23 protein-coding genes and 1 tRNA gene are annotated in these 25,885 nt (G+C 67.2%); 13 read left to right on the forward strand and 11 right to left on the reverse strand.

What is annotated here, in order from left to right; translation table 11 throughout:
• Positions 1 to 61 precede the first annotated feature (61 nt).
• From ACX3O0_RS12810 to ACX3O0_RS12820, 3 genes are read left to right on the forward strand one after another with little or no spacing between them, the layout of a single operon-like run.
• Positions 62 to 829, forward strand: coding sequence for a class E sortase (locus ACX3O0_RS12810; RefSeq protein ID WP_459107959.1), 768 nt, complete (start codon positions 62 to 64; stop codon positions 827 to 829).
• Between the two features lies 1 nt (position 830).
• Positions 831 to 989 carry a hypothetical protein gene (locus ACX3O0_RS12815; RefSeq protein WP_459107960.1) on the forward strand — a complete coding sequence of 53 codons (159 nt, stop codon included), beginning with the start codon at positions 831 to 833 and terminating at the stop codon, positions 987 to 989.
• Positions 986 to 1,624 (forward strand): anthranilate synthase component II, encoded by a 639-nt coding sequence (locus ACX3O0_RS12820; protein WP_459107961.1) that lies wholly within the window; start codon positions 986 to 988, stop codon positions 1,622 to 1,624. The genes ACX3O0_RS12815 and ACX3O0_RS12820 overlap by 4 nt, the downstream gene beginning before the upstream one ends.
• Positions 1,625 to 1,647: 23 nt before the next feature.
• Here ACX3O0_RS12820 and pknB read toward each other — a convergent pair whose 3' ends face one another.
• From pknB to ACX3O0_RS12855, 7 genes are read right to left on the reverse strand one after another with little or no spacing between them, the layout of a single operon-like run.
• Positions 1,648 to 3,351, reverse strand: coding sequence for a Stk1 family PASTA domain-containing Ser/Thr kinase (gene pknB / locus ACX3O0_RS12825; protein ID WP_459089459.1), 1,704 nt, complete (start codon positions 3,349 to 3,351; stop codon positions 1,648 to 1,650).
• 54 nt (positions 3,352 to 3,405) lie between these two features.
• Positions 3,406 to 5,094: a protein kinase domain-containing protein gene (locus ACX3O0_RS12830; RefSeq protein WP_459107962.1), complete on the reverse strand. Its 1,689-nt coding sequence runs from the start codon at positions 5,092 to 5,094 to the stop codon at positions 3,406 to 3,408.
• Complete coding sequence (locus tag ACX3O0_RS12835) at positions 5,091 to 6,533, reverse strand: peptidoglycan D,D-transpeptidase FtsI family protein (RefSeq protein WP_459089463.1); 1,443 nt, start codon at positions 6,531 to 6,533, stop codon at positions 5,091 to 5,093. Before ACX3O0_RS12835 ends, ACX3O0_RS12830 begins: the two co-directional genes overlap by 4 nt.
• Positions 6,534 to 6,553: 20 nt before the next feature.
• Complete coding sequence (locus ACX3O0_RS12840) at positions 6,554 to 7,963, reverse strand: FtsW/RodA/SpoVE family cell cycle protein (protein WP_459089465.1); 1,410 nt, start codon at positions 7,961 to 7,963, stop codon at positions 6,554 to 6,556.
• Positions 7,950 to 9,191: a Stp1/IreP family PP2C-type Ser/Thr phosphatase gene (locus tag ACX3O0_RS12845; RefSeq protein ID WP_459089467.1), complete on the reverse strand. Its 1,242-nt coding sequence runs from the start codon at positions 9,189 to 9,191 to the stop codon at positions 7,950 to 7,952. The genes ACX3O0_RS12840 and ACX3O0_RS12845 overlap by 14 nt, the downstream gene beginning before the upstream one ends.
• A gap of 4 nt (positions 9,192 to 9,195) precedes the next feature.
• Positions 9,196 to 9,705 carry an FHA domain-containing protein FhaB/FipA gene (locus ACX3O0_RS12850; protein WP_459089469.1) on the reverse strand — a complete coding sequence of 170 codons (510 nt, stop codon included), beginning with the start codon at positions 9,703 to 9,705 and terminating at the stop codon, positions 9,196 to 9,198.
• Positions 9,706 to 10,413 carry an FhaA domain-containing protein gene (locus tag ACX3O0_RS12855; protein ID WP_459089471.1) on the reverse strand — a complete coding sequence of 236 codons (708 nt, stop codon included), beginning with the start codon at positions 10,411 to 10,413 and terminating at the stop codon, positions 9,706 to 9,708. It lies immediately after the preceding gene.
• A gap of 155 nt (positions 10,414 to 10,568) precedes the next feature.
• Here ACX3O0_RS12855 and ACX3O0_RS12860 point away from each other — a divergent pair.
• Positions 10,569 to 10,652 (forward strand) — tRNA-Leu (locus ACX3O0_RS12860).
• 154 nt (positions 10,653 to 10,806) lie between these two features.
• On the opposite strand, the gene ACX3O0_RS12865 is transcribed toward ACX3O0_RS12860, so the two are convergent.
• Positions 10,807 to 11,460: a hypothetical protein gene (locus ACX3O0_RS12865; RefSeq protein WP_459089473.1), complete on the reverse strand. Its 654-nt coding sequence runs from the start codon at positions 11,458 to 11,460 to the stop codon at positions 10,807 to 10,809.
• 102 nt (positions 11,461 to 11,562) lie between these two features.
• Between ACX3O0_RS12865 and ACX3O0_RS12870 the strand changes: the two genes are divergently transcribed.
• Positions 11,563 to 12,015 carry a CHRD domain-containing protein gene (locus ACX3O0_RS12870; protein WP_459107963.1) on the forward strand — a complete coding sequence of 151 codons (453 nt, stop codon included), beginning with the start codon at positions 11,563 to 11,565 and terminating at the stop codon, positions 12,013 to 12,015.
• A 24-nt stretch (positions 12,016 to 12,039) separates the two neighbouring features.
• Here the strand turns inward: ACX3O0_RS12870 and ACX3O0_RS12875 are convergent, their stop codons facing one another.
• Positions 12,040 to 13,728, reverse strand: coding sequence for an ABC-F family ATP-binding cassette domain-containing protein (locus ACX3O0_RS12875; RefSeq protein WP_459107964.1), 1,689 nt, complete (start codon positions 13,726 to 13,728; stop codon positions 12,040 to 12,042).
• Positions 13,729 to 13,860: 132 nt separating this feature from the next.
• On the opposite strand from ACX3O0_RS12875, the gene merB reads away from it, so the two are divergent.
• Positions 13,861 to 14,538: an organomercurial lyase gene (gene merB / locus ACX3O0_RS12880; protein WP_459107965.1), complete on the forward strand. Its 678-nt coding sequence runs from the start codon at positions 13,861 to 13,863 to the stop codon at positions 14,536 to 14,538.
• 2 nt (positions 14,539 to 14,540) lie between these two features.
• On the opposite strand, the gene ACX3O0_RS12885 is transcribed toward merB, so the two are convergent.
• Positions 14,541 to 14,873, reverse strand: a complete 333-nt coding sequence (locus tag ACX3O0_RS12885) for a cupin domain-containing protein (RefSeq protein WP_459107966.1) — start codon at positions 14,871 to 14,873, stop codon at positions 14,541 to 14,543.
• A gap of 26 nt (positions 14,874 to 14,899) precedes the next feature.
• On the reverse strand, positions 14,900 to 15,256 hold the full coding sequence (locus ACX3O0_RS12890; protein ID WP_459107967.1) for a hypothetical protein: 357 nt from the start codon (positions 15,254 to 15,256) through the stop codon (positions 14,900 to 14,902).
• A gap of 146 nt (positions 15,257 to 15,402) precedes the next feature.
• On the opposite strand from ACX3O0_RS12890, the gene ACX3O0_RS12895 reads away from it, so the two are divergent.
• From ACX3O0_RS12895 to ACX3O0_RS12925, 7 genes are all read left to right on the forward strand, one after another.
• Positions 15,403 to 18,381: an FtsX-like permease family protein gene (locus ACX3O0_RS12895; protein WP_459107968.1), complete on the forward strand. Its 2,979-nt coding sequence runs from the start codon at positions 15,403 to 15,405 to the stop codon at positions 18,379 to 18,381.
• On the forward strand, positions 18,378 to 21,143 hold the full coding sequence (locus tag ACX3O0_RS12900; protein WP_459107969.1) for an ABC transporter permease: 2,766 nt from the start codon (positions 18,378 to 18,380) through the stop codon (positions 21,141 to 21,143). Before ACX3O0_RS12895 ends, ACX3O0_RS12900 begins: the two co-directional genes overlap by 4 nt.
• The gene (locus tag ACX3O0_RS12905) at positions 21,140 to 22,141 is read left to right on the forward strand and encodes an ABC transporter ATP-binding protein (RefSeq protein ID WP_459107970.1); all 1,002 of its coding nucleotides are present in this window, start codon (positions 21,140 to 21,142) and stop codon (positions 22,139 to 22,141) included. Before ACX3O0_RS12900 ends, ACX3O0_RS12905 begins: the two co-directional genes overlap by 4 nt.
• A complete protein-coding gene (locus ACX3O0_RS12910; protein ID WP_459107971.1) occupies positions 22,138 to 22,845 on the forward strand; it encodes an ABC transporter ATP-binding protein in 708 nt (235 codons plus the stop codon). Before ACX3O0_RS12905 ends, ACX3O0_RS12910 begins: the two co-directional genes overlap by 4 nt.
• A 243-nt stretch (positions 22,846 to 23,088) precedes the next feature.
• Positions 23,089 to 24,147 carry a type III polyketide synthase gene (locus ACX3O0_RS12915; protein ID WP_459089493.1) on the forward strand — a complete coding sequence of 353 codons (1,059 nt, stop codon included), beginning with the start codon at positions 23,089 to 23,091 and terminating at the stop codon, positions 24,145 to 24,147.
• Positions 24,144 to 24,659, forward strand: coding sequence for an isoprenylcysteine carboxyl methyltransferase family protein (locus ACX3O0_RS12920; protein ID WP_459089495.1), 516 nt, complete (start codon positions 24,144 to 24,146; stop codon positions 24,657 to 24,659). The genes ACX3O0_RS12915 and ACX3O0_RS12920 overlap by 4 nt, the downstream gene beginning before the upstream one ends.
• Positions 24,660 to 24,669: 10 nt before the next feature.
• Complete coding sequence (locus ACX3O0_RS12925) at positions 24,670 to 25,788, forward strand: NAD(P)/FAD-dependent oxidoreductase (protein WP_459107972.1); 1,119 nt, start codon at positions 24,670 to 24,672, stop codon at positions 25,786 to 25,788.
• Positions 25,789 to 25,885 lie beyond the last annotated feature (97 nt).

The following is a 25,885-nucleotide window of genomic DNA, read 5'->3' on the forward strand; positions in this document are numbered from 1 at the left end:
AAGCCCTGCACCCGGCCTGACCGGCCCGGGAGAGCGTGCGCTGAGCCGTAGAATCGGGTGCATGAATGCCGGTGACCGCGCCAAACGCCGCAGCGGGCGGAGGGCGCTCGGGATCATCAGCGTTATCGGTGAACTCTTCATCACGGCCGGCGTCATCTGCTTTCTCTTCATCGGGTGGCAGCTCTGGCTCAACGACCTGGTGGTCGGCCAGGAGCAGCGGAGCAGCGCCCTCGAACTCGAGGACCAATGGCGAACTCCCGGGGCCCCGCCGGTGCCGCCCTCCCCGGACGCCGGCACCGTGGACTTCGGCGAGCCGGTGGTCACCCCAGCTCCGCGCGCCGGCACCGGCTTCGCCACCCTGTACGTCCCCCGCTTCGGTGCGGACTATGTTCGGGCGATCGGGGAAGGGGTGAGCCTCGCATCCGTTCTCAACAACCGGGACCTGGGCATCGGCCATTACCCGGAGACGCAATTACCGGGCGAGTTGGGCAATTTCGCGTTGGCAGCCCACCGCACGACCCATGGTGCTCCGTTCAAGCAGATCGCCGATCTGAGGGTCGGTGACAAGCTGTATGTGCAGACCCCGGACGGCTGGTACACCTACGCGTTCCGCACCATGGAGTACGTCTGGCCGACCGGGGTGGGTGTTCTCGAACCGGTTCCGCAGGCACCAGGAATCGACCCGCTGGACCGGGTGATCACACTCACCAGTTGCAATCCGATGTTCTCCGCCGCTGAACGCATCATCGCGTACGGCGTGTTCGAGCACTGGCAACCGACCTCAGCGGGGATGCCCGCCGAGCTGGCCGAAAAGATCGGGGAGGCCTAGCGTGTACGCCTTCCTCTGGCGACTGCTGCCCGGTCCACTGTGGCTCCGCATCGTGTTGGCCGTCATCCTGATGGCGCTGGTGCTCCTCCTCCTCGTCATGTTCCTCTTTCCCTGGCTGAATTCGTTTGTGAACACCTATGAAGTTACGGTGGAGGAATGACCCGCATCCTCGTCGTCGACAACTACGACAGCTTCGTCTACACGCTGAACGGATACCTTCAGCAGCTGGGTGCGGAAACCGAAGTGGTGAGAAACGACAGCTTCACCGCCGAAGAGATCCCCTCACGCCTGGACGGGTTCGACGGTGTGCTCCTGTCCCCGGGACCGGGCACGCCGGCCAGGGCCGGAGTGTCGATCTCGCTCGTTCGGCACGCCCTCGACAGTGGCCTGCCGCTGCTCGGTGTCTGTCTCGGCCATCAGGCCATCGCCGAAGCCCTGGGCGCGACCGTCACCAATGCCGATGAGCTGATGCACGGCAAGACCTCGGTCGTCACCCATGACGATCCGGAGCTCTTCGCCGGCGTACCGCAGCCGTTCACGGCAACGCGTTACCACTCGCTGGCGGTGGTGGAGGACACCGTGCCGGACACGCTCGTCGTGAACGCCCGCACCACCGGTGGAGTCATCATGGGGTTGCGGCACGTGACGGCGCCGGTGTTCGGCGTGCAATTCCATCCCGAGTCGGTGCTCACCGAAGGCGGCTACCAGCTGCTCGCCAATTGGCTGGCTCTCGCCGGGCTGCCGGAGGCGCGCGATCGGGCGGTCGGGCTGAGCCCGCTTGTCAGCCTGGACTGACAGCAGGTTGCTCAGCCAGGGGTTTACTCACCGCCGGAGCAGTAGGTGAGCGAGATATCGGAACGTTGCGGGTGGTTACCGGGCGCCAGCGACTGACCGGTGACCGTCCCCCCGCTACACTCCTTATCCGCCACCAGGTCGGTGACGTTGAGGCCGATCCCCCTGAGCGTCGAACTCGCGGTGCCGATCGGCTGCCCCTTCACGTCGGGGACTGTCACGTTCCCGCTGGAGACGTACAGCGTGACGGGGTCGCCCTCCTTGACCTGGGTGCCGGCTTCCGGGTCGCTGCGGATGACCGTACCGGCAGGGACCGACGCGTGGTTCTCTTGATTGGTCGCGGCAAAGGTCAGCCCGGCGGCCTCGATCGCTGCTACGGCAGCCTCGGTGGTGAGGTTCACCACCTTGGGGACATCCACTGATTCCTTGCCCTGCGACACATAGACCTTGATGACCTGGCCGTCACCGACCCGGGTTCCTGCCGGCGGGTCGGTCCTGATGATCTCGCCGACAGCGGCATCCGGATCTGGTTCATCGAACCGGCTGGGAACCAGTCCCAGGTCGGCCAGGGTCTGTTCGCCGCTCTCATACTGTGCGCCGACCACCTGCGGCACCTCGATGGAGAGCTTCTCGCCGATGTCGGGCGACGTCAGGTTGGACACCCAGAAGCCGAGGGCGATCAACACAGCGATCATCACGGTGACGCCCGCCCAGATCCAGGCAACCGGAGGCCGGTTCTGGGTCTTCACGGTGCGCTCGCGGCTGTCGGAGGCCAGCTGCCGCATGGTCGCCTCCGAACCGGCGGTCGCGCTGGGGTTGACCCCGAACAGCGTTGAGTTGAAGTCGGCGACCGGAGGAAGCTTGCGGGTTGGGAGCTCGCCCTTTGCGGCTGCCTCCAGGTCGGAGCGGAAGTCGGATGCCGTCTGGAAGCGCTCGAACTTGTCCTTGCTCAAGGCGTGCAGCACGACGGCGTCGAGCGCCGGCGACACCTGGGGGTTCAGCGTGCTCGGGGCCACGGCCGCCTCGCTGATGTGCTGGTAGGCCACGGCGGCCGGGCGCTCGCCGCGGAAGGGCGGACGACCGGTGAGGAGTTCGAACAGTACGACGCCGGTCGAGTACAGGTCGGTGCGGGCGTCAACAGTCTCGCCGCGGGCCTGCTCCGGGGAGAAGTACTGGGCGGTACCGAGCACGGCACTGGTGTCTGCGACGGTTGCCGAGTTGTCGGACACGGCGCGGGCGATGCCGAAGTCCATCACCTTGACCTGGCCGTTTTGCGTGATCATCACGTTGCCGGGCTTGATGTCGCGGTGCACGACCAGGGCGCGGTGGCTGTACTCGAGCGCGGTCAGAACGCCGTCGATGATGCGAACCGCTTCACGAGGCTCGAGCGGGCCGTCGGCGATGATGTCCTTGAGTAGTCGGCCGTCGACGTATTCCATGACGATGAACGGCACCTGGGTCTCGATGCCCATGGAGTCGCGCACGGTTTCTTCGCCGGCGTCGAACACGCGCACGATCGTCGGGTGCGCCATGCGGGCAGCCTTCTGCGCCTCCTCGCGGAACAGCAGGCGGAACTTCGGGTCGGTGGCCAACGATGGCTTGAGCAGCTTGACCGCCACCCGGCGGCCAAGCCGGGAATCGGTGCCGACATGGACATCCGCCATGCCGCCACGGCCGATGAGCGCACCAACCTGATACCTGCCGGCCAGCAGCCGAGTATCTTCAGTCACATTGGTCTCCAGGTCGCACGGCAACAGCCCTGCAAGCTTAGTAGGTCAGGTCGGCTACTCGCCGTCGGGCGGCGGCGTCTCCTCAGTAACGGCAGTGGTCGCCGGGTCGGAGGGCGGGGATGCCGTTCCGGAGCATTCGGCGAGGTAGGTGAAGGTCACCGTGCCCGGGCCGGTGGGTCGCACCTGCAATTGCTGCACGCCCGGCGGGATGAAACCACCGTTGGTGAAGCCTTCCATGGTGGCTCCGGTGACGGTCGCCCGGTAGGCGGTGCGGGTCGTCCCAGGAGGGCAGCCCTCATAGATCGGCCAGGACGCCGTGAAGGTGGTTGTACCGTCGGTGAACTCGAACTCGGCCGGCATGGATGCGGTTGCCGGCTTGGAGGGTGGTGGGATATTCGTCCAGAAGTAGACGTCGATCGTGCTGCCCTTGGGGATGGCCGGGCCGGTCGGGTTGATCCGCTGCACCAGGCCCTGGTTGTTGGGGTCCGTGGCGATGTCGCCGTCGAGCGCGTTCATGTTCAGTTCGAGCTCGTCGAGCAGCGCCTGAGCCTGCTCGCGGTTCAGGCCGATGAAGTCCTCCGCATTCACGGCAACGGTGTTGCTCGCCGTGGTGGGTGGTGGCGTCGTCGCGGTCTGGCCCCTGGTGGTGGTCTCGCGTGGTTCGACCTCGTCATCCGGTGAGACGACCAGCGCGATGATGGTGCCGATGAGCACCACCAGCAGGATGCCGATGAGTGCGATGAGCGGCCAGGTCCACGGGCTCCTGGTCTTCGACTCTGTCGGTTTCGTGGCGACGTTTCCGGTTGCCCCGTCGTTGATGGATGACAGCACCCGGGTGGCCTGCGTGGCACCAGCGGCTGCGCCGAGCCCGAGCAGCGCGCCGGTTCCACCGATTCCGGGGACGGCAGCGGATGCCCCGGCAACGTCACCGCGGCGCAGCGATTGTGCCGCGCGGGCCAGGTGGGCGGCGGAGGCCGGCCGTTCGGCCGGTGACTTCGAGATGCACGAGTAGACCAGGTTGCGGACCGGCTCGGAGACGGTGGATGGCAGCTCCGGCGCCTGGTCGTTGATCTGGGCCATCGCGATGGCAACCTGCGACTCGCCGGTGAACGGGCGTCGGCCGGCCAGCGCCTCATAGGCGACGATGCCCAGCGAGTAGATGTCGGTGCCGGGGGAGGCCGGATGTCCGCTGGCCTGCTCTGGGGACAGGTACTGCACGGTTCCCATCACCTGGCCGGTCGCGGTCAACGGAACCTGGTCGGCGATGCGTGCGATGCCGAAGTCGGTGATCTTGACGCGGCCATCCGGTGTGATCAGCAGGTTGCCGGGCTTGATGTCGCGATGCACCAGGCCGGCCGAGTGGGCGGCGTGCAGTGCTGAGGCCGTTTGCGCCACGATGTCGAGCACGCGGTCGGTAGAGAGTACTCGTTCGCGCTCGAGCACGGCGGAGAGGGCCTCACCGGGAACGAGCTCCATCACCAGGTAGGCGCTGCCCTCCTCCTCGCCGTAGTCGAAGACGTTGGCGATGCCCTCATGGTTGACCAGCGCAGCATGGCGGGCCTCGGCGCGGAAGCGCTCGAGGAAGCCCGGGTCGCCCATGTACTCGTCTTTGAGGATCTTGATGGCGACGGTGCGCCCGATCACCAGGTCGGTCGCCTGCCAGACCTCGCCCATGCCCCCGATCGCCACTCGTGACGACAGTTGGTACCGTCCACCGAAAGTGAGGCCACTCGTGGGTCTCATTTGCTCAGCACCGCCTCAATGACTTTTCTCGCGATCGGCGACGCGACGCTGTCGCCGAAACCTTCTTCTTGGTTTTCGACGACCACGGCAATCGCAATCTGTGGGTCGCTGGCAGGGGCGAATCCGGTAAACCACAGGGTGTTCGCGCTGCCTTCACTGTTCTGTGCTGTACCGGTCTTTCCACCGACTTCGACTCCGCTTATTCTTGCAGAACTGGCGGCCCCATTGCTCACGTTGTTGACCATCATCGCGGCGACGGTTGCGGCGGTCTGAGCGCTGATCGGCTCACTGAACACCTCTTCCTGGAATGGCTCGATGACGGTCAGGTCAGGGGCGATCACGCTCTCGATGAGGGTGGGCTGCATGAGCACGCCACCATTGGCGATCGCCGCAGTCGTCATCGCGATCTGCAGCGGCGTTACCCGAACGTTGGATTGGCCGAACGACGAGAGCATCAATTGCGGCGCGTCCATTCCCTTCGGGTAGTTGCTGGCGGATGCCGTCATCGGTACCTGGATGCGCTGGCCGTACCCGAAAGCATCCGCGTACTCGGCGATGACGTCTTCGCCGAGGGCGGCGCCGATCTGGGCGAAGGGAATGTTGCAGGAGAGGCGGAACGCGTCGGCGAGGGTCACTTCAGGTGTGCCACCGCAGGTGGAGCGGCCGGCGTTGTAGATGACCGAGGACGACAGCGGCAGTTGCAGCGAGGGCGGGTTGGGGACGGTGGTCTCCGGGGTGAACTGGCCGCTGTCGAGTGCCGCCGAAGCGACCAACGCCTTGAACACGGAACCCGGATGGTAGAGATCACCGGAAATCGTCCGGTTGAAGAGCGGATCTCCCGGCGCTTCAAGGAGCTGGTTGTAGGTGTCGATCACCGACGAGGTGTCGTGACTGGCAAGCAGGTTCGGGTCGTAGGAGGGCTTCGACACCATGGCGATGATGGCGCCGGTTTTCGGATTGATGGCGATGACGGCACCGGTGTGGTCGCCCAGCGCATCCCAGGCCGCCTGCTGCGCGACCGGGTCGATGGTCAGTTCGACGGCGGCACCCTTGGGGCTCTTGCCGGTCAGGATGGAGTTGATGTGGTCGAGGAACTGGCTGTCAGCGGTTCCGCTGAGCACCTCGTTCATGGAGCCCTCAACCCCGGCGTTGCCCTGGTTCAGCGTGAAGTAACCGGTGACGGCGGCATAGAGCTCGGGGTTCGTGTAGGTGCGGAGGAACTTGAAGTCATCGTCCACTGGTACCGAGTGCGCGATCGGAGCACCGTCGACCAGCAGTGGGCCACGTTCGGCCGAGAAGCTGTCATACAGGGTGCGCACGTTGCGGCTGTCAGCCCGCAGGTTGTCTTCCTGGAACACCGTGATGATGGAACCGGATGTCAGGAGTGCCACGAACATCAGGAGGACCGCGACACTGACCCGCTTCAGTTCCTTGTTCATTCCGCCGCTCACCTCGCTCATCAGCCGACCACCAGCCGAGGTTGGTTGCGGAGGCTGTCGGACAGTCTCAACAGCACCGCGACAATGATCCAGTTGGCGACCAGCGCCGAACCGCCTGCGGCCAGGAATGGTGTGGTCAGCCCGGTGAGCGGAATGACGCGCGTGACGCCGCCGATCACGATGAAGACCTGCAGTGCGACGACGAAGGACAGGCCGACGGCGAGAAGGCGGCCGAAGTCATCCTGGCCGGCGAAGCCGATGCGGAATCCGCGAGACACGAACAGCAGGTACAGGGCGAGGATCGCGAAGAGCCCTGCGAGCCCGAGCTCCTCGCCGAGGCTGGCGATGATGAAGTCGCTCTGGGCTACCGGAACAAGGTCGGGCCTGCCCTGGCCGAGTCCGGTGCCGACGAGCCCTCCGTTGGCGAGGCCGAACAGCCCCTGCACCATTTGAAAGCTGCCACCCATGGCGTCGTTGAACGGGTCGAGCCATCCGTCGATCCTGGTCTGGACGTGGCTGAACGTTTGGCTGGCGATCAGCGCGCCACCGGCGAAGAGCACGAGGCCGATCGCGATCCAGCTGCCGCGGCCGGTCGCGACGTAGAGCACCACCAGGAAGAGGCCGAAGTAGAGCAGCGACGTGCCGAGGTCGCGCTGGAAGATGAGGACGGCCATCGAGGCGGCCCAGATGACGAGGATCGGCCCGAGGTCACGCACTCGGGGGAACCGCATCCCCAGGAACTTCTTTCCCACCAGGGAGAGCGAGTCACGGCTTTCGACCAGGTAGGCCGCGAAGAAGACGGCGAGGCAGAGCTTCGCCAGCTCGCCAGGCTGGAAGGTGAAGCCGCCGACCCTGATCCACAGCTGGGCGCCGAACTGTTCGTGGCCGATGAAGGGAAGCATCGGCAGGAGGAGGAGCACGATGCCGGTGAACATGGCGACGTAGCGGTAACGCGCGAGAACACGATGGTTGCGGATGAGCAGGATCACCGCGAGGGCGACAGCGATGGCGAGACCGGTCCAGGCGATCTGGCGGATGCCCGCGGCATCCCAGCCGGCGTCTCCGTAGGCGATGTCGATGCGATAGATCTCGGCGATGCCAAGCCCGTTGAGAACGGTGGCGATGGGCAGCAGGAACGGGTCCGCCTCTTTGGCGACGAAACGCAACGCGACGTGCATTCCGAGCACCAGCACCGCGAGCCCGCCGCCCAGCACGAGCAGGCTGCTGTCGACCTCACCCTGGGCGCCCAATTGCACCAGGACCATGGCGGCACCGTTGATCGCGCACGCGAACAGCAACAGCACGAGCTCCCGGTTGCGGAGGCGCGCTGGCACGCGGAGCTTCAGCTTGATCGACTGGGTGAAGGTGTTGCGCTCCGGCGTCGCCCCAGCCGCCACCGGTGCGGTGCGCGCGTTGCTACCGGCTGACATTGGCCAACCGCTTCACAATGTCGCGGGCATCCTCGAGGTTGTCAGCAGTGATGGTCTCTTCGACCTGCTGTCGCTCGAAGGGTGAAAGCTCGTTCAGCTGGATGCTCGTCACCTCGTAGACGCTCGACAGCTTGATCGGCCCGATGTCCTGCTGCACGCCCTTGAAGATCGCGATCGTGTACCCGTTGGGCCCGACGAAGTAGTGGGTCTGCGTCCAGCGGTAACCGGCTACCAGCAGGGTCACCAGCAGGGCGATGACCAGCGCGATGGCAACCAGCCAGGTTATGCGCCGGCGGCGATGCCTGCGGCGGTCCTCGGCGATGAGTTCCTGCAGGTACTCGTCGGACTCCGGTTCGAAGTGGCTGTCCTCGTGCAGCGTGGACTTGAGCGGGTGCAGCAGCAGCGTGGGCAGGCGCAGCGGCTTTCGCACGATCGCGGCCTCGAACGAGAGCGGCTCGGCGGCCGACCCGACCAATTTCGGCGGTGACATGGCCGAACTCGGGTCGTCGCCGATGTCGACGATGACCACAGTGACGTTGTCTGGCGCCCCCTGGTCGAGAGCATCCTTGACCAGGCGGCTCGCGGCGGCATCCGGATCTGCCACCGACTTCAGCGCAGTCATGATCTTGTCATCGGAGACGTAACTGCTGAGCCCGTCGGAGCAGAGCAACCAGCGATCCCCAGGCTGGGTGTCGATCACGGTGGTGTCGATCTCCGGGGAGGCGTCGACGTCGCCGAGCACGCGCATGAGCACTGACCGGCGCGGGTGCACCGCGGCCTCCTCCGCCGTGATGCGTCCGCTGTCGACGAGTCGCTGCACGAACGTGTGGTCTGCGGTGATCTGCTCCAGTTTGCCGGAGCGGAAACGGTAGATGCGGGAGTCGCCGATGTGTGCCAGCGCGAGCTTGTCGCCCAGGCGGAGGACGGCGCTGACGGTGGTGCCCATTCCGGTCAGTTCCGGATGCTCGAACACGGTCTCGGCGATGAGCGAGTTAGCGGCCAGTAGTGCCGACTGCAGGGCGAACTCGGCATCGTGCGGGGAGGCGAACGACTTGTCGACCTCGACAACGCGTTTGATGGCGATAGCGGATGCGACATCCCCGCCGGCGTGGCCACCCATGCCGTCGGCCACCACGAAGAGGTTGGTGCCCGCGTAGCCGGAGTCCTGGTTGTTGGCGCGGATCTTCCCGACGTGCGAAACCGCCGCACTCCTGCCCGTGGTGGCCATTCAGCTACCGCCGAAGCTCGAAGGTGGTCGTTCCAATTTTGATTGGAGTGTTCAGCGGCACCGGCGTCGGCGCGTTGACCCGGTTGCCGTTCAGGAACGTGCCGTTGGTGGAGTCCAGGTCCTGGATGACCCACTCGTCACCCCAGAGCACCAGTCGCGCGTGATGCGTCGAGGTGTAGTCGTCCCGGATGACCAGGCCGCTCTCGCTGGACCGGCCGATGGTCAGCGGCTCATTGCTGATCGGGAGTTCGAGGCCCTCCTTGGCGCCGGACGTGATCACCAGTCGGCTGGTCGTCGCCGAGGTTGCGGCCGGAGCCGAATTGGCTGGGACGGATGCGACCGGGCGAGGCGCAGCATCCGCCGCCGGCATTGGGGCCGCCGCCTTCTGCTCGGGGAGTCGGCGGGCGCGCTCGCCGAAAAGGTCGGAGCGCAGCGCGTAGACGACGGAGAAGATGAAGGCCCAGAGCAGCAGCAGGAAGCCGAACTTCAGCAACAGGAGGGTCAGTGCGCTCATCTACCGGCCTTCCCCACGTTCGGTGCTGGTCGGGTCGACGGGTGTCGCCTGGGCCAGCACTCGGAACACAATACGGGTTCTGCCGATGGAGATCACCGAATCGGTGGGCAGCGGGGCGCGGGTGATGCGGGCCCCGTTCAGTTCTGAGCCGTTGGTGGAGCCCAGGTCGTTGACCTCGGCGCGGCTGCCGTCCCAGAGGATTTCGACGTGTTTGCGGGAGATTCCAGTGTCGTCCACCGTGATGTCCGCATCGTGGCCGCGACCGATCACCGTGCGGGAACGGGTGATCGGGTGGCGCTTGCCGTTGATGTCCAGCACGGGCGTCCAGGTGACGGCACCCTTCACGTTCTCGGAATCGACCTGGATCATGCCCTCACTGAGCGACGCATCCTGGCTGAGCTTGATCGATATGCCGCCGGCGAACTGGTAGTGCTGGGCTGCGGCGTGCTGTTGCACCAGTTGGGTCAGCTCATCGATGAGGGTGTCGCCCAGTCCGGTCATCCGCTGATAATCGGTTTGTCCGAGGCGCACGACGAAGCGGTTGGGGACCAGGATGCGGTCACGCGCGACGACAGCGGCGTTCGTGTCGAGTTCGCGCCGAAGTGCGCTGGTGATCTCGATCGGCTGGAGACCACTCTTGAAGGTCTTGGCGAAGGCGCCGTTGACCGCCTTCTCCAGACCTTTCTCGAAGCTGTCCAGTAGTCCCAAGGATCTCCCTTTGCACCAGTCGGGTGACTATGACGATGTTAGCCGGTGGGCCCGAACCGCGGCATGAGCCTACCGAATGTCCTCCTAATGGATGACATCGACCCGTCGGGGCGACGATTAAAGAGGTCTCCTGCTGTGATAATCTCGCTAGGTCTGCGCGAGTGGCGAAATTGGCAGACGCGCACGGTTCAGGTCCGTGTGCCCGTGAGGGCATGGGGGTTCAAGTCCCCCCTCGCGCACCGAAATGGATTGTTCCCAGAACTGGCAGGATTGGTTCTCGGAACTATCCGAAAAAGTGAAGGCCACCGGGTTTCCGGTGGCCTTTGCTGGTTTTCTGTTGCTTTCGCCCGACAACCTGCTCTCCGCGTGATGCTCTCTCCGTCACGGAGGGCCTCAGCCGTGCAGTCCACTGGGAGACTGCGGGCACTTCTCTTCGAGCTTCGGCGAGAACCGGTCGACGCTGTTGTACGGGAACCACCGCTCCGCGTCATCCGCCTCCAGGAAGCTGGACAAGCTGGGAGCGTCGGCAACACTGACGTCCTCCCCCTCAAGGCACGGACTGAGGACGTTCACGTAATAGTCGTAGAGGTACTCCAGCTGCGCCTCGTTCAACGGCTGGCTGTACTTCGGATGCACCGGGTACTTCGCGCCGCAGGTGTAATGCGCCAGTTCGGCCGGCTCCGCCTGCTCATTCGCATACGACATCTCGATGCCGCCATCCGCTGATGCGGTTGCTTCGAAACCCATCCCGGTAAGGCACTCGGCGATCGCCTCCGGCCACTCCTCCGGAGTCACGAACCGGATGCGCTCGATCTCACCAAGTACGGCATCCGGAAACCTGCTGAGCAGGTCGGCCCGCCGGGACTCGAGCTGGATCTCGACCAGGCGATCCGCTTCATCCGCCGACAGCTCCGGGATCCCGAACTTGTTGTGCTCTATGGATGCCTGAGTCGTGCAACCAGCGCCGCCCCACATCACCCCGGAGAGGAGCAGTAGGCAGAGCGATGCGCGAAGAACGAGGTTCTGCTTATCGCGAGAAATCCCCATGGGCACACGCTAGCGGTTGAGGTTCGAGCGCACCCTTGTGCCGCACCGTTACGCGGCGTACCGTTCCTCCCGTTGGGGGACTCTCACCGTTGGAGGACCAAAATGAACACCGCACATCGCCTCAGCATCCGTGCAGTTGCCGTCCTGGGAGCTGTCCTGGCACTCACCGCCATCGATCTGACTGCCGCAAACGCCGTGAAGGGCGGCGTACCGGCGATCCCGCTGAACACGGAGCAGGAAACGACCGGTTCGAACACCGGCGCGAGTGGCTTCATCAGCTACACGATCGAGGGCGATCAGTTCTGTTACATGCTCAGCGCGCGTGACCTCTCTGAACCAGCCGTTGCGGCACACATCCATGTCGGACCGCGTAACGTCGCCGGACCGATCGTGATCCCGCTCATGGTCGGCACAGGAACCGACTGGACAGTAGATGCGTGCACCACCGCTGATGTCGGGCTGCTTGAAGCGGTCGCCGCAGACCCTGGCGCCTACTACGTGAACGTGCACACCCCGACCTTCCCGGGTGGGGAGATTCGGGGTCAACTCAAGTAGCTGATTCCCGTAGCTGACCTTCAGTTATCGGTTGCGCACCACCCGCTGCTCGTCCCAGACCGGCGCATCCGACTCGTAGACCTCGCCGTTCGAGCCGAAGACCAGGAAGCGGTCGAACCCGCGCGCGAACCAGCGGTCGTGCGTGACCGCGATGACGGTTCCCTCGAAGCCTTCGAGTCCCTCCTCCAGCGCTTCCGCCGAAACCAGGTCGAGGTTGTCGGTCGGTTCGTCGAGCAATAGCAGTGTTGCACCGGACAGTTCCAGCAGCAGGATCTGCAGCCGCGCCTGCTGACCGCCGGACAGCGACTCGAATACCTGCTCGGCGGCGCCGGCCAGGCCGTAGCGGTCGAGCGCCCGGCTGGCTGCCTCCCGGGCCATCCCGTCACGGTGGTCGTCACCGCGGTGCAGGATGTCCAGCAGCGTTCGGCCGATCAACTCGGGGTGATCGTGTGCCTGCGCGAACCAGCCGGGCTGTACCCGTGCCCCCAGCTTGGCGGTGCCGTTGTGCTCCACCGGTGTCAGGATCTGGGCAGCGGATGCCAGGTGGCCGGCCGTGACATCCGGATCGGTTCCGCCTTGGGCCAGCAACCGCAGGAAGTGCGACTTGCCGGAGCCGTTCGAGCCGAGCACCGCGATGCGCTCGCCGAACCAGAGCTCGGCGTCGAACGGCTTCATCAGACCGGTCAGTTCCAGCTGGGTGCAGACGACGGCGCGGCGCCCGGTTCTGGCGCCCCGCAGTCGCATCTTCACGTTCTGGTCCTTCGGCCGCTCCTGCGGCGGGCCGACCGCCTCGAACTTGGCCAGGCGCGTCTGGGCGGCACGGTAGCGGGACGCCATATCGGAGTTGTACTTGGCCTGCTGGCCGAGACGCACCACCAGTGCCCGGAGCTTGACCCGCTCCTCGTCCCAGCGTCGGCGCAGCTCATCGAGACGGTCCATCCGGTCGCTTCGGGCGTCGTGATAGGTGGCGAAGCTGCCGCCGTGGGTCCAGGTGTCGTTGCCGGCAGCACCGACCTCGAGTGTGATGATGTGGGTGGCTGCGCGCGCCAGCAACTCCCGGTCGTGGGAGACCAGCAGCACCGTTTTCGGGCTTTCGAGCAGCGTGTCCTCGAGCCAGCGTTTGGTCGGAACGTCGAGATAGTTGTCGGGCTCGTCCAGCAGTAGCACTTGCTCCGGGCCGCGGAAGAGAGCTTCAAGCACGAGTCGCTTCTGCTCGCCGCCGGACAGTGTGTTCACGCGACGCCACTGGGCCTTGTCGAAGGAGAGCCCGAGGGCAGCCTGGCAGCAGGTGTCCCAGACGACCTCGTGGTCGTAACCACCGGCATCCGCGTACTCCGCCAATCGGTTCGCGTAAGCCATCTGGGTGCGTTCGACGTCGTTCTCCAGGAGCGCCAGCTCCGCCCGGTCGACGGCGAGGGCGGCAGCCTTCACGCGGGCCGGGGCCACCGAGATCAGCAGGTCGCGAACTGTCGAGTCGTCGCGCACGTGCCCGACGAACTGGTCCATCACGCCGAGACCACCGTCGACGGCGATGGTTCCGGAGTCAGGAATCAGCTCGCCTCGGATGAGGCGCATCAGGGTCGACTTGCCCGCACCGTTCGCCCCGATGAGAGCTCCGGTCGCACCCTCTCCGACGCGGAACGAGACCTCGTCCAGCAGCACGCGGCCGTCGCTCAACGAGAAGGAGACGTCGCTGACGTCGATGTAACCCACAGTGAATGCCTGACGATCGGGAAGCCCCGGATGGGGCGCCCGCGGGGTGGCGAGCCGATCAGTTTACAGCGCAGCCGTGGCTTCGCCGAAGACTTTCTGTCCATGAGGGGATGAAGGGCGCACAATATCCCTATGGCTGACCTGAGCAGCACCGCAGAGACCGTTCGTCTCGCCATCTATCGCACGTTCGCGAGCACGGGCCGCGCCCTCGACCAGGAGGAGATAGCAGCCCAAACAGGTCTTGAACCGGCGCAGACGGTTGCCGCCTTCCGCGAGCTCGCAGATACCCGCCACGTGGTGCTCGACACTAACGGGAGGATCGTGATGGCGCACCCGTTCGCGGCCATCAACCTTCACTTCTCGGTGATGGGCGAGAACACCATCTGGTGGGGCGGATGCGCGTGGGACTCCTTCGCCATCCCGCACCTGGTCCCGGGCGAGCCGAGCGTACTGGTCGCCACGACCTGCCCGGCTTGCGGAACTGCACACGCCTGGACGGTGACGTCGGATGCGCCGCCCGAAGGCGACCAGGTGGCCCATTTTCTGGTACCGACGGCCCACATCTGGGACGACGTGGTGCACACCTGTTCGAATCAGCGGATCTTCTGCAACGAGACCTGCGTGGAAAACTGGCTCAGCACATCCGGAAACCAGCGCGGTTCGGTGTTCGACCTGGCAACGCTCTGGCGGCTGGCGCAGGGTTGGTACGCCGGTCGCCTGGATTCGCCGTACCGACGTCGCGAACCGGTCGAGGCGCACGAGTACTTTCGGCAAGTGGGGCTTTGCGGCGAATTCTGGGGGCTCGACTAACGCTACGGCAGTTTCGCCACCGTGAGGAGGATGGCCGAATCCTCGATCGCCTCGATGCTGTGCTGGCCCTCCGGCACGATCAGGTGGTCACCGGCCATGCCCGGCCAGGACGTGGCGCCCGCGGTCAGGGTGATCCGCCCACGCAGCACGTAGAGGGTCGCCTCTCCGGGGTTCTGATGCTCGGACATCGTTTGGCCGGCAGCCAGCGCCATCACGGTTTGGCGCAGGGCGCGTTCGTGCCCGCCATAGACCGTGCGCGCGCTTCGGCCGCTCGAGGAACGCAGCGCATCCTCCAGCAACTCCCGGGAAAGCGCGGTCAGCGATGTTTTCTGCATGCGCCCACTATCCTCCGCTTGCGTGCCTATCCCCAGAAGACGGCGATGCAGATGTTGACCAGGGTGAGGCCGGCGACGCTGAGCAGTACCCAGTTCGCGACCTTCTCCTTCTTCCGGTAGATGAAGGCGAGCACCATGATGACGATCACGACGGCGAACTTCACGCCGATCTTTGCGTTGTCGATGTCACCGAGGTCCGCCATCTGGATCACCCCGACCAGCAGCACACCGGTGACCAGCTGGGTGAGCGCACCGTGGAAGATCGCAGCGTTGATCTTGCCTGCACCGGCCTTGAGCGCGGGAACCTGGGCGATCACCCCTCCGAGCAGCGACGCCATGCCGACGAAGTGGAGCACAAGAAGCACGTTCCGCAGGATTTCCATGCCGACAGGCTACCCGCATCCGCCACCGCGCGAGCGGGGCCAGCCGCAGCCGGCCGCGACCGTGACCGGTACGCTGACTCACTGACGGGGCAAATTGATGCCGTCGCGCCGGCCAGCGTCGTCAACGGTACCGGGAGGTAGTACCTGTGGGTGTAGCCCGACTCGTCGTCAGGCGCTCACGCACGCGGGGCAACCTGCTCCTCTCCCTTTTCGCCGTGGTGGCGATCGTCGCCTTCCTGTTGGCCGGGATGATCGGCTACCTGAGCGGAACCGCGGATGCCGCAGTGCGGGAGACTCTGAGCGTCGGCCCGGCTAAGGCGGTGTCAACCCAGCTGAGCAGCCGCCTGGCCAGTGACAGCGACCAGCAGGCGGATGCCACCCGGCAGCTGATCGATGACGCGTTCACCGACGTGGAGGTCGCGGTGCACCGCACGGTGCGGAGCAACCCGGCGAAGGCGTCCATCGGCGAAGAGGCCCCCGAGCTGATCCTCATGGCCGACGCTGAGCTTCCCGAGCACGCAACCGTCGTCGACGGCGCCTGGCCCAGTCCGCGGGAAGGGGCAGTGCCGACGGCTGTTCAGGCTTCCGCGGCGGACGCGCTGGGTATCGGGGTCGGGGACAGCTTCACCGTCGAAGGGCTGGAGTTCGTGGTCGAGGCGACCTGGCTCCCCGACGACGCGACCGACCCGTACTGGTTCTCCGATCCAGCCGTCGCCTCCGGCCTGGACCGGCTCAGTTATGGCCCGGTCGTGACCTTCGAGGGCGCGCTGGCCGAACTGCCGGTGCGCAGCTATGCCCGGTGGACGATCGTGCCCACCGATGCGGCTCTCACAGCGGCGGGACTACCCGCGCTGGCAAGCGCGCTCGATGAGCTTGCGCTGCGGGTCGAGCGCGCCGACGGCGAGCAGAACATCGAGCTGTCGGGCTCACTCGGGGAGCGGGTTGACCTGGTGCAACGCAGCCTGGGGGTTGCGAGTGCGCTCGTCACCGTTCCGGCCGTGCTCGTCATCGTGATCGGCCTCATCACCCTCGCACAGCTGGCGCGGTTGCTGGTGGCGGTGCGCCGCGGCGAGACGGCGCTGTTGCGGGCTCGCGGCGCATCCGTCACCCAGCTGACTGTCGTCTCGCTTGCCGAGGCTGTGGCAGTCATCGTTCCGGGCGGCGCTGTCGGCCTGACGGCGGTGGTGCTCCTGCTGGGGTCGGGGCTGGTCCCGGTGAACGGTGCCGCGATGACAGCGGCCGCCTGGCCGATCGCGCTCGCCGTTGTCGGGTCCGCCGCGTTGGTGTGCGGTGTGGTGGGCTGGCGGGCGGCGGTGGTCGGTGCGGGGCCGGTACACGGCGATTCCGGTCGCACGCGCGCCTCCGTCACAATCGGCGCAGCCGTCCTGGTGCTGGTGGCGGCCGGGGTATCGCTCTGGCAGTTCAAGCTTTACGGGTCCCCCCTCACTGTCGGGCAGGACGGCGTCACCCGGGTCGACCCGCTCACCGTCGTCGCCCCGGCCCTGCTGCTGCTGGCCCTCGCCATGGTAGGACTCCTCGCGTTCGGCCCGGTCGCTCGCCTGCTTGAGCGGTGGGGAACCCAGGGCCGGGGCATCCTTCCCGCACTCCCCACCCGTCAGGTGGCGAGGCGGGCTCCGGTGTTCGGGGTCGCCCTGCTGCTCGTCATCCTCGCCGTGAGCGGCACCACTCTGACCGCCGCCTATTCGCAGACCTGGGCTACGGCCAGCGCGACGGCTGGGCAGTTGAGCAACGGCGCGGATGTCCGCGTGCAGCTCAGCCCGCCGCCCACCGTCGAGCGGTCCGGTTTCCGGGTGAGCGCCGTGCCGTACCTGCGGCTGAGCGGGGCGGATGATGCTGCCACGGTGCTCAGGACGCCGGTGCGGATCGGCGACGACACCGTCGGTCTGACGGCCGTGGCTGCCGTCAGGATGCCGGGGGTGATGCTGCCGGTGGCGGGATCCTTCGACCCGGCGCTGGTCGCATCCGCCCTGCAGGCCGAACGGACCGGATTCCAGCTGGGAGCTGCGGGCGAACTGCCGTTGACGGTGCAGGTGAGCAGCCCTCCCGGCCAGGAGGTCGGCCTGGTGGAGGTGTTCGCCTGGCTTGAGGACGCTGACGGTTCCCTCACGCTTCTCTCTCTCGGAAGCACTCCGGTCGCCGACGCCGCCCCAACCACCCTGACCGCGGTCGTGCCGGAGGGCAGGGCGGGGGAGTGGACGGTGCTCGCCGTCGAAGCCGCGCTTTCGGCGGCGGACGGCGCTCGCGGCATCGAGGTCGCCGTGAGCGGGCTCGACCAGCGTTACGCGCTGGCCCTGTCCTCCACCGAGCCGACCGACCGGGCGATCACCTACGCTGAGCTGCCCACCCTGCCGGTGGTCGTGACGGAGGCGCTGGCCTCCCGCCTGAGCCTCGAGGATGGAAGCACGATGAGGGCGCGCATCCCGAGCACCGCCAGCGCAGTGGAGGCCATCGTTGCCGGAACGACCCCGGCCATACCGGCTGCTGACGGAGGTCTCGGCATGATCGCCGACCTGCCGACATTGAACCGCTACCTCCTGCAGCGCAGCGAGCGGATGCCACAGCCGGCCGAAGTCTGGATCAGCACCACCGACGGCACGCGGCTTGTGGATGGAGCCATCTCGGTCAGCACCACCTCGGCGACGGTCACCACGCCCGGTGATGGTTCCGGCGACCGCGTCATCGCCCCGGCGCTCGTCGGACTGTGGTGGGGCACCGCCGGCGCACTGCTCCTCGCCGCGATCGCCGTGCTCGCGATCACCAGCACCTTCGCACGGGATCGGCGGGACGAGGTCATGGTGCTGCGCGCGCTCGGGATGTCGAGTTCCGAACAGGGTCGAAACCGGCTGATGGAATTGGTGAGCGTGGTGGGAGCGGCGCTGGTGACCGGCGTCATCACCGGACTGATCGCATCCGCCCTCACCGTCGGGGAGTTGGCGACCACGGCTGCCGGCGCTTCGGTACCGGTCTCGCTTCGATTCGACGTGCTCGGGTGGGTTGCTCTCCTCTTCGCTTTGGTCGCCGTTCTGGTAACCATCTCAACCGGTTACGCCGGTTCGGTGTCTCGCCAGGCGCGCGACACCGAGTACCGGGCGGGCGCCGCATGAGTCGGCGCAGGCTGAGCGCCGGGCACCTGCTGTGGCGGCACGCGACGGCCGGGACCGGCGCCTCCGTCACCGTCGCCGTCGTGGTCTTCGTGCTCGCCGGAATCGCCGTCGGAGTGCCCCGAGCCATCCAGCTTCTCGTCACCGACAGTGTTCAACACGAAGTGACCTCGCTGCCGGTCACCACTCGCGACCTCGTCGGCCAGGCGTTTGGCGGGCCCGTGATCGGGGCCTCCGCCGACCCTGCAGGCAGCCCCTTCGAGCCGGAGGTCGACGCGGTCTGGGGCTCCCTCGAAGACGGCCTCACCGACGTGCGGAACGCGATGCCCGAGGTGGTGGAACGCGCCGTGGGCGAAGTGCAGTACGCCGTCACCCTCGCGCCGAACCGGGCCATCGCCGAGCGCGACGGCGCGCCGGATACCGAGATCTCGCTCGGGTTCGACCCCCGGTTGCTCGACCACGTGAGCGTCACCAGCGGCGAAATGCCGGAAGCCATGACCGCGGATGTGCCAAACGACGAGCCGACCGGAATCCTCCTCTCCGAGATCATCGCTGAGCGGATGGAATGGACGCCGGGAGAAGTGCGCGAGCTGCGAACCCCGAACGGAACCCAGCCGCTCGAGCTGACCGGAACCTTCGCGGCGCACGACGACGACGACCCGTATTGGCAGCACGTTGCCGCGTCTCTCCGGCCATCCATCGAGATCATTGGACTGGCACCGCCCGTGGTGATCGGGGTCGGGTTCGCGCATCCGGCATCGTGGCAACACGTGGTGCCGTTCAGTGCGGGCGCGCAGCTGCAGGCGTGGTTCCCCCTGGAGGCGGATGCCGTCACCGCCGGCAACGCGGCGGCCTTCTCGCAGGGGGTGCGCGAGTTCACCAGGAACGCCCACCGCGTGGGGGATCCGACACTCGACGACGGGTGGTTCGGCCGGTACACCACCGTCCCGGTGTTCGAGCTGCCCTTCAGCACGCGGGTCACCAACGCGCTGGATGATGCGATTGCGTCCACCTCGGCCACGAGTGCCGTGCTGGCCATGCTGGCATCCGGACCGATCGGCGTTGCGGTCGCCGTGCTGCTGCTCGGTACCCGGCTGGTCACCGACCGGCGCAACACCGGACTGCAACTGGCGGCCGCCCGCGGAGCGTCGCCAGGCCAATTGCGGGCGACGCTGGCGGTGGAAGGCCTGGGTATCGGCGTCCCGGCCGGCGTTCTCGGTGCTGTCGTCGGATCGATGCTCGTCCCCGGGCCGCCCCAGCCGGTGACGCTGGTGCTGGCCGCGCTGGTCGCTGCGCTTCCGGCCGTGCTGCTCGCCACGACGCCGGTCGTGTCGGGGATGCGCCGCGTACGAGCGGACCTCGGCCCGCGTGCGACCGGACCATGGCGGTGGATCCTCGAAGTGCTCGTGCTGGCCGCCGCCGGCCTCTCAACCTTCCTGCTGCTGCGCCGAGGGCTCACCACCGCGGCCGGCACGGTGACAGTCGATCCCTTGCTGGCGGCCGTGCCGTTGCTGCTCGCCCTCGCCACCTGTGTCGTCGTGATGCGGGTCTACCCGCTCCCGCTGGCGGCGATCGCGCGCTGGGCGGCGCGCCGCCCGGGACTCACCGCCTTCCTCGGGGCGGCGCGCGGAGTCCGCGACCCGGCCTCAGGTTTGGCGCCCATCCTCGCGATGGTGGTCGGCGTATCCGTCGCCGTCTTCTCCGGCGCCATGCTCAGCACCGTGAACGCCGGCGTCGAACACTCCGCCCGAGCATCCGTCGGTGCGGACCTCCTGGTCAGTTCGCAGGCGATCACCGCTGAGCAGGCGGATGCGATCGAAGCCATCGACGGCGTCGTCGCCACAGCTCAGGTGTACGCCGAGGTGCGGGTGACCCTCACCCACGACGGTGCGCGGGACTACCTCACCGCGATCGTCGTCGACGCGGCCCAATTGGCGGCGGTGCAACAAGGGAAGCCCGGCTCGATCGAGGGCCTGGACCTGTTGCACGGTCAAGGGGAGCGGGTGCCGGTGATCGCATCGAAGGCAGTCGCGGACCTGCTGGGCGGTTCGGCTGACGCCAGTGGCGATGCCGAGATCGATGGTGCCGCCATCGAGGTGGTCGGGGCGGCGCCGACCGACGGTCCGATGAGCGACCGTCGCGCCTGGGTGATCGTCGACCGGACCAACGCTGAAAAACTGGTCGGCACCATCTACTCGCCGTCGCGGGTGTTCGTGGGTCTCGATGAGCAGGCATCCGCCACCCAGGTGCGCGATGACATCCGCTCCCTTGTGCAGGCCAGTGCCACCGTGTCCATTCCGGAACAGGTGGTGGACGAGCTGAGGTCTAACCCGGTCGTGACCGGGCTGCAGTCGGCGCTGATCGCGGCGCTGGTGCTGGTCAGCTTTCTCTGCACCGTTGCCGTCGTCATGACCCTGGCGCGAGGGGCGGCCGGGCGCGACAGACTGCTGTCCATGCTGCGAACGCTCGGGTTGGGCCGGCGTTCGGGAACAGCCATCGTGGCGTGGGAGCTCGCACCGATGACCGTCGTGGCGCTGATCGCCGGCACCGCACTGGGAGTCGCGCTGCCCTGGATCGTGCTCGCCGGCGTGGACCTGATCCTGTTCACCGGAGGGTCGCAGCAGCCAGCCGTCGTCATCGACCCTCTGCTGACGGCGCTGCTGACCGGCGGGTTCGTGCTGCTGGTGCTCGTGGCGACGGTCATCGCCGTCGTGACCGCGCGGCGAACCGACCCCGCGACAGCGCTGAGAACGATTGAGGAATGAGAGTGGACATTGTGGCTGAAGAACCAGACATCCTCTGCACCGACCTGGTGCGCATATTCACGGCGCAGGGAGTCGAGGTGCAGGCGCTCCAGGGCCTGAACCTGCGAGTCGAGCGCGGCGAGATGGTCGCCCTGGTTGGAGCATCCGGATCAGGAAAGTCGACGCTGCTGACAATCCTCTCCGGGCTGGACACCCCGACGGCCGGCGCCGCGATGGTTGCCGGCCACGACCTGCTGACCATGGGACGGCGTGAGCGCCTGGAGTTCCAGCGGCACAGTGTCGGGTTCGTCTGGCAGCAGACCTCGCGCAACCTCCTGCCGTACCTGACGGCGGCCGAAAACGTGGCGATGGCGATGATCCTCGCCGGATCCATGCCGGCGAGGCAGCGGGAGACGCAAGTGGATGAGCTGCTGACCCTGCTGGGCGTCGGCGACTGTGCGGACAGGCGGCCGGCCGAACTCTCGGGCGGGCAGCAGCAACGCGTCGCCATCGCCGTCGCCATCGCGAACTCGCCGAAAGTGCTGCTGGCGGACGAGCCGACCGGTGAGCTGGACGACGCTGCCAGCGTGCAGGTGCTGGAGGCCATGCGCACCGTCAACGAACAGCGTGGCGTCACCGTGCTGATCGTCACCCACGACGCCACGGTGTCGAACCACGTGCGGCGCACGATCCAGATTCGGGATGGCCGAACCTCCACCGAGGTGCTGCGCCGCCAGCACGTCGACCAGCACGGGGAGGAGCACACCGTGGCCGAGGAGTTCGCCGTGCTCGACCGGGTTGGGCGGATGCAGCTGCCGGCCGACTTCATGGCCGACCTCAGCCTGCGAGACAAGGTGCGACTGGCGCTGGAGACCGACCACGTCGGCGTGTGGCCCGGCGACACTGCTGCCAAAAGCCCCGCTGCCAAGAACCCTGGTGGTGGCACCGCTGGAACAGGCAGGCGCTCCGCCGGCAGGCACGCCGCGGCACCGGAGAGCACGGACGGAGACCAGTCATGACCGAGGCAATGTTGACGGAGGCGGTGCTGTCCGAGGCGGTGCTGCGAGCGGCATCCGTCAGTCGCGTGTTCAGAAGAGCAGGTGGCGACGTTCACGCCTGCACCGACGTCAGCCTGGAGGTGAGGGCCGGCGAATTGCTGGTAGTGCGCGGACCGTCCGGATCGGGCAAGACCACCCTCCTGAACCTGCTCGGCGGGCTCGACGCCCCCACCTCGGGCAGCGTCTGGGTGGGCGGCGTCGACCTCACCGCAATGAGTGAGGACGAGCTGCTCTCCCTGCGCCGCAATCGGCTCGGGTATGTGTTCCAGTCGTTCGGGCTCATCCCGGTGTTGTCGGCCGCCGAGAACGTCGAGGTTCCACTGCGCATCCAGGGGATGGAGCCGCGAACGCGCGATGCCCGGGTCACCGAGATGCTCGAGCTCGTCGGCCTCGGTGAGCACGCGGCCCAGCGACCGTACGAGCTGTCTGGCGGACAGCAGCAACGGGTGGGGATCGCCCGGGCGCTCGCGGCTGGGCCGCAGATCCTCCTGGCGGACGAGCCGACCGGGCAACTCGACAGTGGCACGGCGGCGACCGTCATGGACCTGATCGGCGAACTGGTGCACTCGCAGGGGGTCGCAGCTGTCGTCGCGACCCACGACCCGCTGCTCATCGACCGCGCCGACCGCGTCATCGAGCTGCACGACGGGCGCATCGCCTCCTGAGCCGGCCTGCTCCCGAGACATCCGTTCCCTGAGCTCAGCGAAGGGGCCCGCGAGTAGGGCCATAGTGCGGGTCGTTCGCCGCGCGCACCCGCATAACGCCCCGTCTCGCGCGCGAGAATGCGTTCTGTGCGCGTAACCTATTCAGCCGGTTACCCGCTGTTGGAACGCCGTTACAGCGAGTAGCACGTGATTCCACCCAACACCATCCGCCGCCTTCAGGGTGGGCGTGCTAGTTTCGCCCCCATGAGCCGTATCGCGGCGGTTGCGCCAGTCTTGCCAGAGCACAGCTACACGCAGGAAACGATCACGGCTGAGCTCGCGTCGCTGATCGCGCCGTCCGACAATCGCCGTAGCGTGCTCGAGCGGATGCACGCGTCCACCCGCATCGGAACGAGGCACACCGCGCTGCCGCTCGAGCGGTATCGCACCCTGGGGTCCTTCGGTGAGGCAAACGACATCTTCATTGAGGTGGCAATCGAGCTGGGTGAGCGGGCGGTGCGCACGGCGTTGGCGGATGCCGGACTCACGCCGCGGGATGTCGACTACATCCTGTTCACCACGGTCACCGGAATCGCCGCACCCTCGATCGACGGCCTGCTGGTCTCGCGTCTCGGATTGCGATCGGACGTCAAGCGGATGCCGTCGTTCGGCCTCGGGTGCGTGGCCGGGGCATCCGGAATCGCCAGGGTGCACGACTACCTGGCCGGTCATCCCACTGAGGTGGGGGTGCTGCTGTCGGTGGAATTGTGCTCGCTGACCCTGCAACGCGGAGACGAGACCATGGCCAACTTCGTGGCCAGCGGCATCTTCGGCGACGGGGCGGCCGCCGTGGTCATGGTGGGGGATCAGCGGAGCGAGCCAGGGCCGGCGGTGATCGCGACCCGCAGTTCCTACTATCCGGAAACGCACGACGTGATCGGCTGGAAAATGCGGGCGAGCGGGTTCGAGATCGTGCTGAGCGCCGGAGTCGCGGATGTGATCGAACGCTACTTCCCGGTGGACGTGACCGGCTTCCTTGCCGACAACTCGCTGACTATCGGCGAGGTGGACCACTGGATCGCGCATCCGGGTGGACCGCGGGTGCTTGAGGCGTTCGGGCAGGCGCTCGACCTGCCCGACAGCGCGTTCCAGCCGAGCTGGGACTCGCTGGCCAGAGTGGGGAACCTCTCCTCCTCGTCGGTGCTGCACGTGCTGGCCGACACGCATCCGGACAGTGCACATCCGGACAGTGGATCGTGCGGGCTCCTCTTCGCGCTCGGCCCGGGCGTCAGCGCCGAATTCGTGCTGCTGGAGTGGATGTGATCGCGTACCTCGCGCTCATCCTCGCCACCGGTGTGGAGCGCCTGGTAGAACTGGTCATCTCGGCGCGCAACGCCCGCGCCGCTTTCGCCCGCGGCGGCCAAGAGTTCGGGCGAGCGCACTTCCCGTGGATGGTCGCGCTGCACACCGGACTGCTGGTCGCCAGCTTCCTGGAGGCCTGGCTGCTCGAGCGGCCCTTCCTGCCGTGGCTCGGCTGGCCGATGCTCGCCCTGGTCGTGCTCAGCCAGGCGCTGCGCTACTGGTGCATCACCGCGCTCGGCCCGCAGTGGAACACCAGGGTCATCGTGGTGCCGGGCGCCGGCGCGGTGACGCGCGGACCGTACCGGTGGTTGCGGCACCCGAACTACGTCGCCGTCGTCATCGAGGGGTTCGCCCTGCCGCTGGTCCACTCATCGTGGATCACCGCCGCCGCGTTCACCGTGCTCAATGCGGTGCTGTTGCTCGGGTTCCGCATCCCGGTCGAAGAGCGCGCGCTGGCAACGCTGACCCGATGAGCGCAGGCGGATGATCGACGTCGTCATTGTCGGCGGCGGGCCGGTCGGCCTCGCTGCGGCGATCGAGGCGAGGCTGGCCGGGCTCAGCGCTGCGGTCATCGAGCCGCGAACGGGCCCGATCGACAAGGCTTGCGGCGAGGGGCTCATGCCCGGCGCGCTGCCGCTGCTCGACAGGCTCGGGGTGCATCCGGCCGGGCATCCGCTGCTCGGTGTCGGCTACTACGCTGCCGCCCACCCGCACCGCAGCTCCACCAAAGTGCCCGTTCCGGTCAGTAGTGCCCCGCGCAACGGGAACAATCCGCCGGAACGGGCACTAATGCGGAGCGTGGAGCATCTTTTCTTGAGTGGGAACGGGCTTGGCGTCCGGCGCACAGTGCTCCACGAGGCGCTCTCCGAGCGCGCGGCCCTGCTCGGCGTAGACCTCATTTCAGGGCGGGCGGATGCGATTGAGCAGCACGAAGACTCGGTCACCGTGGCCGTCGGCTCGAACCGCATCGAGGCGCGCTGGCTGTTCGGATGCGACGGCCTGCACTCGAGCGTCGCACGGCTGGTGGGTCTCGCCAGGCCGGCGCGGCCCGGCGACAGGAGGTACGGCATCCGCCAGCACTTCGCCCTGGCTCCGTGGACCAGCCTGATCGAAGTGCACTACGGCCCAACCGCGGAACTATATGTGACGCCGGTCGCGGCCGACCTGGTGGGCATCGCGATGCTCGCGCCCCAGGGCACCTCGTTCGACGCCGCCCTCGCCGCCGTCCCAGACATTGCCGATCGGCTGGTCGGGGCTGCCGTTGCCAGCGAGCGGCGGGGAGCCGGGCCCTTCCGCCAGCGCACCCGGACTCGCACTGCCGGAAGGGTGCTGCTGGTGGGGGATGCGTCCGGTTACGTCGACGCGCTGACTGGTGAGGGGCTTCGGCTCGGGTTCGCACAGGCATCCGCTGCCGTCGTCAGCGTGGTGGACGGCCGCCCGCAGCGGTACGAGGGGGAGTGGAGGCGGGTGACCCGTGACTTCCGCGCACTCACCACCGGGCTCGTCGCCTGGGCGGATTCACCACTGCGCGGAACGCTGGTGCCGACCGCCGCACGCCTGCCCGGCGTCTTCGGTGCCGTGGTCGAGCGTCTCGCCCGCTGACCCTCAGCAAACGTGCCGCTCTCGCGGTGGGCGACGCACCTTCACCCGAGTCGGGGCATTGTGTGGGAACGCACAGCGTCGAACAGCAGATTGGCCC

The sequence above is a fragment of the Homoserinimonas sp. A447 genome, assembly GCF_054489325.1.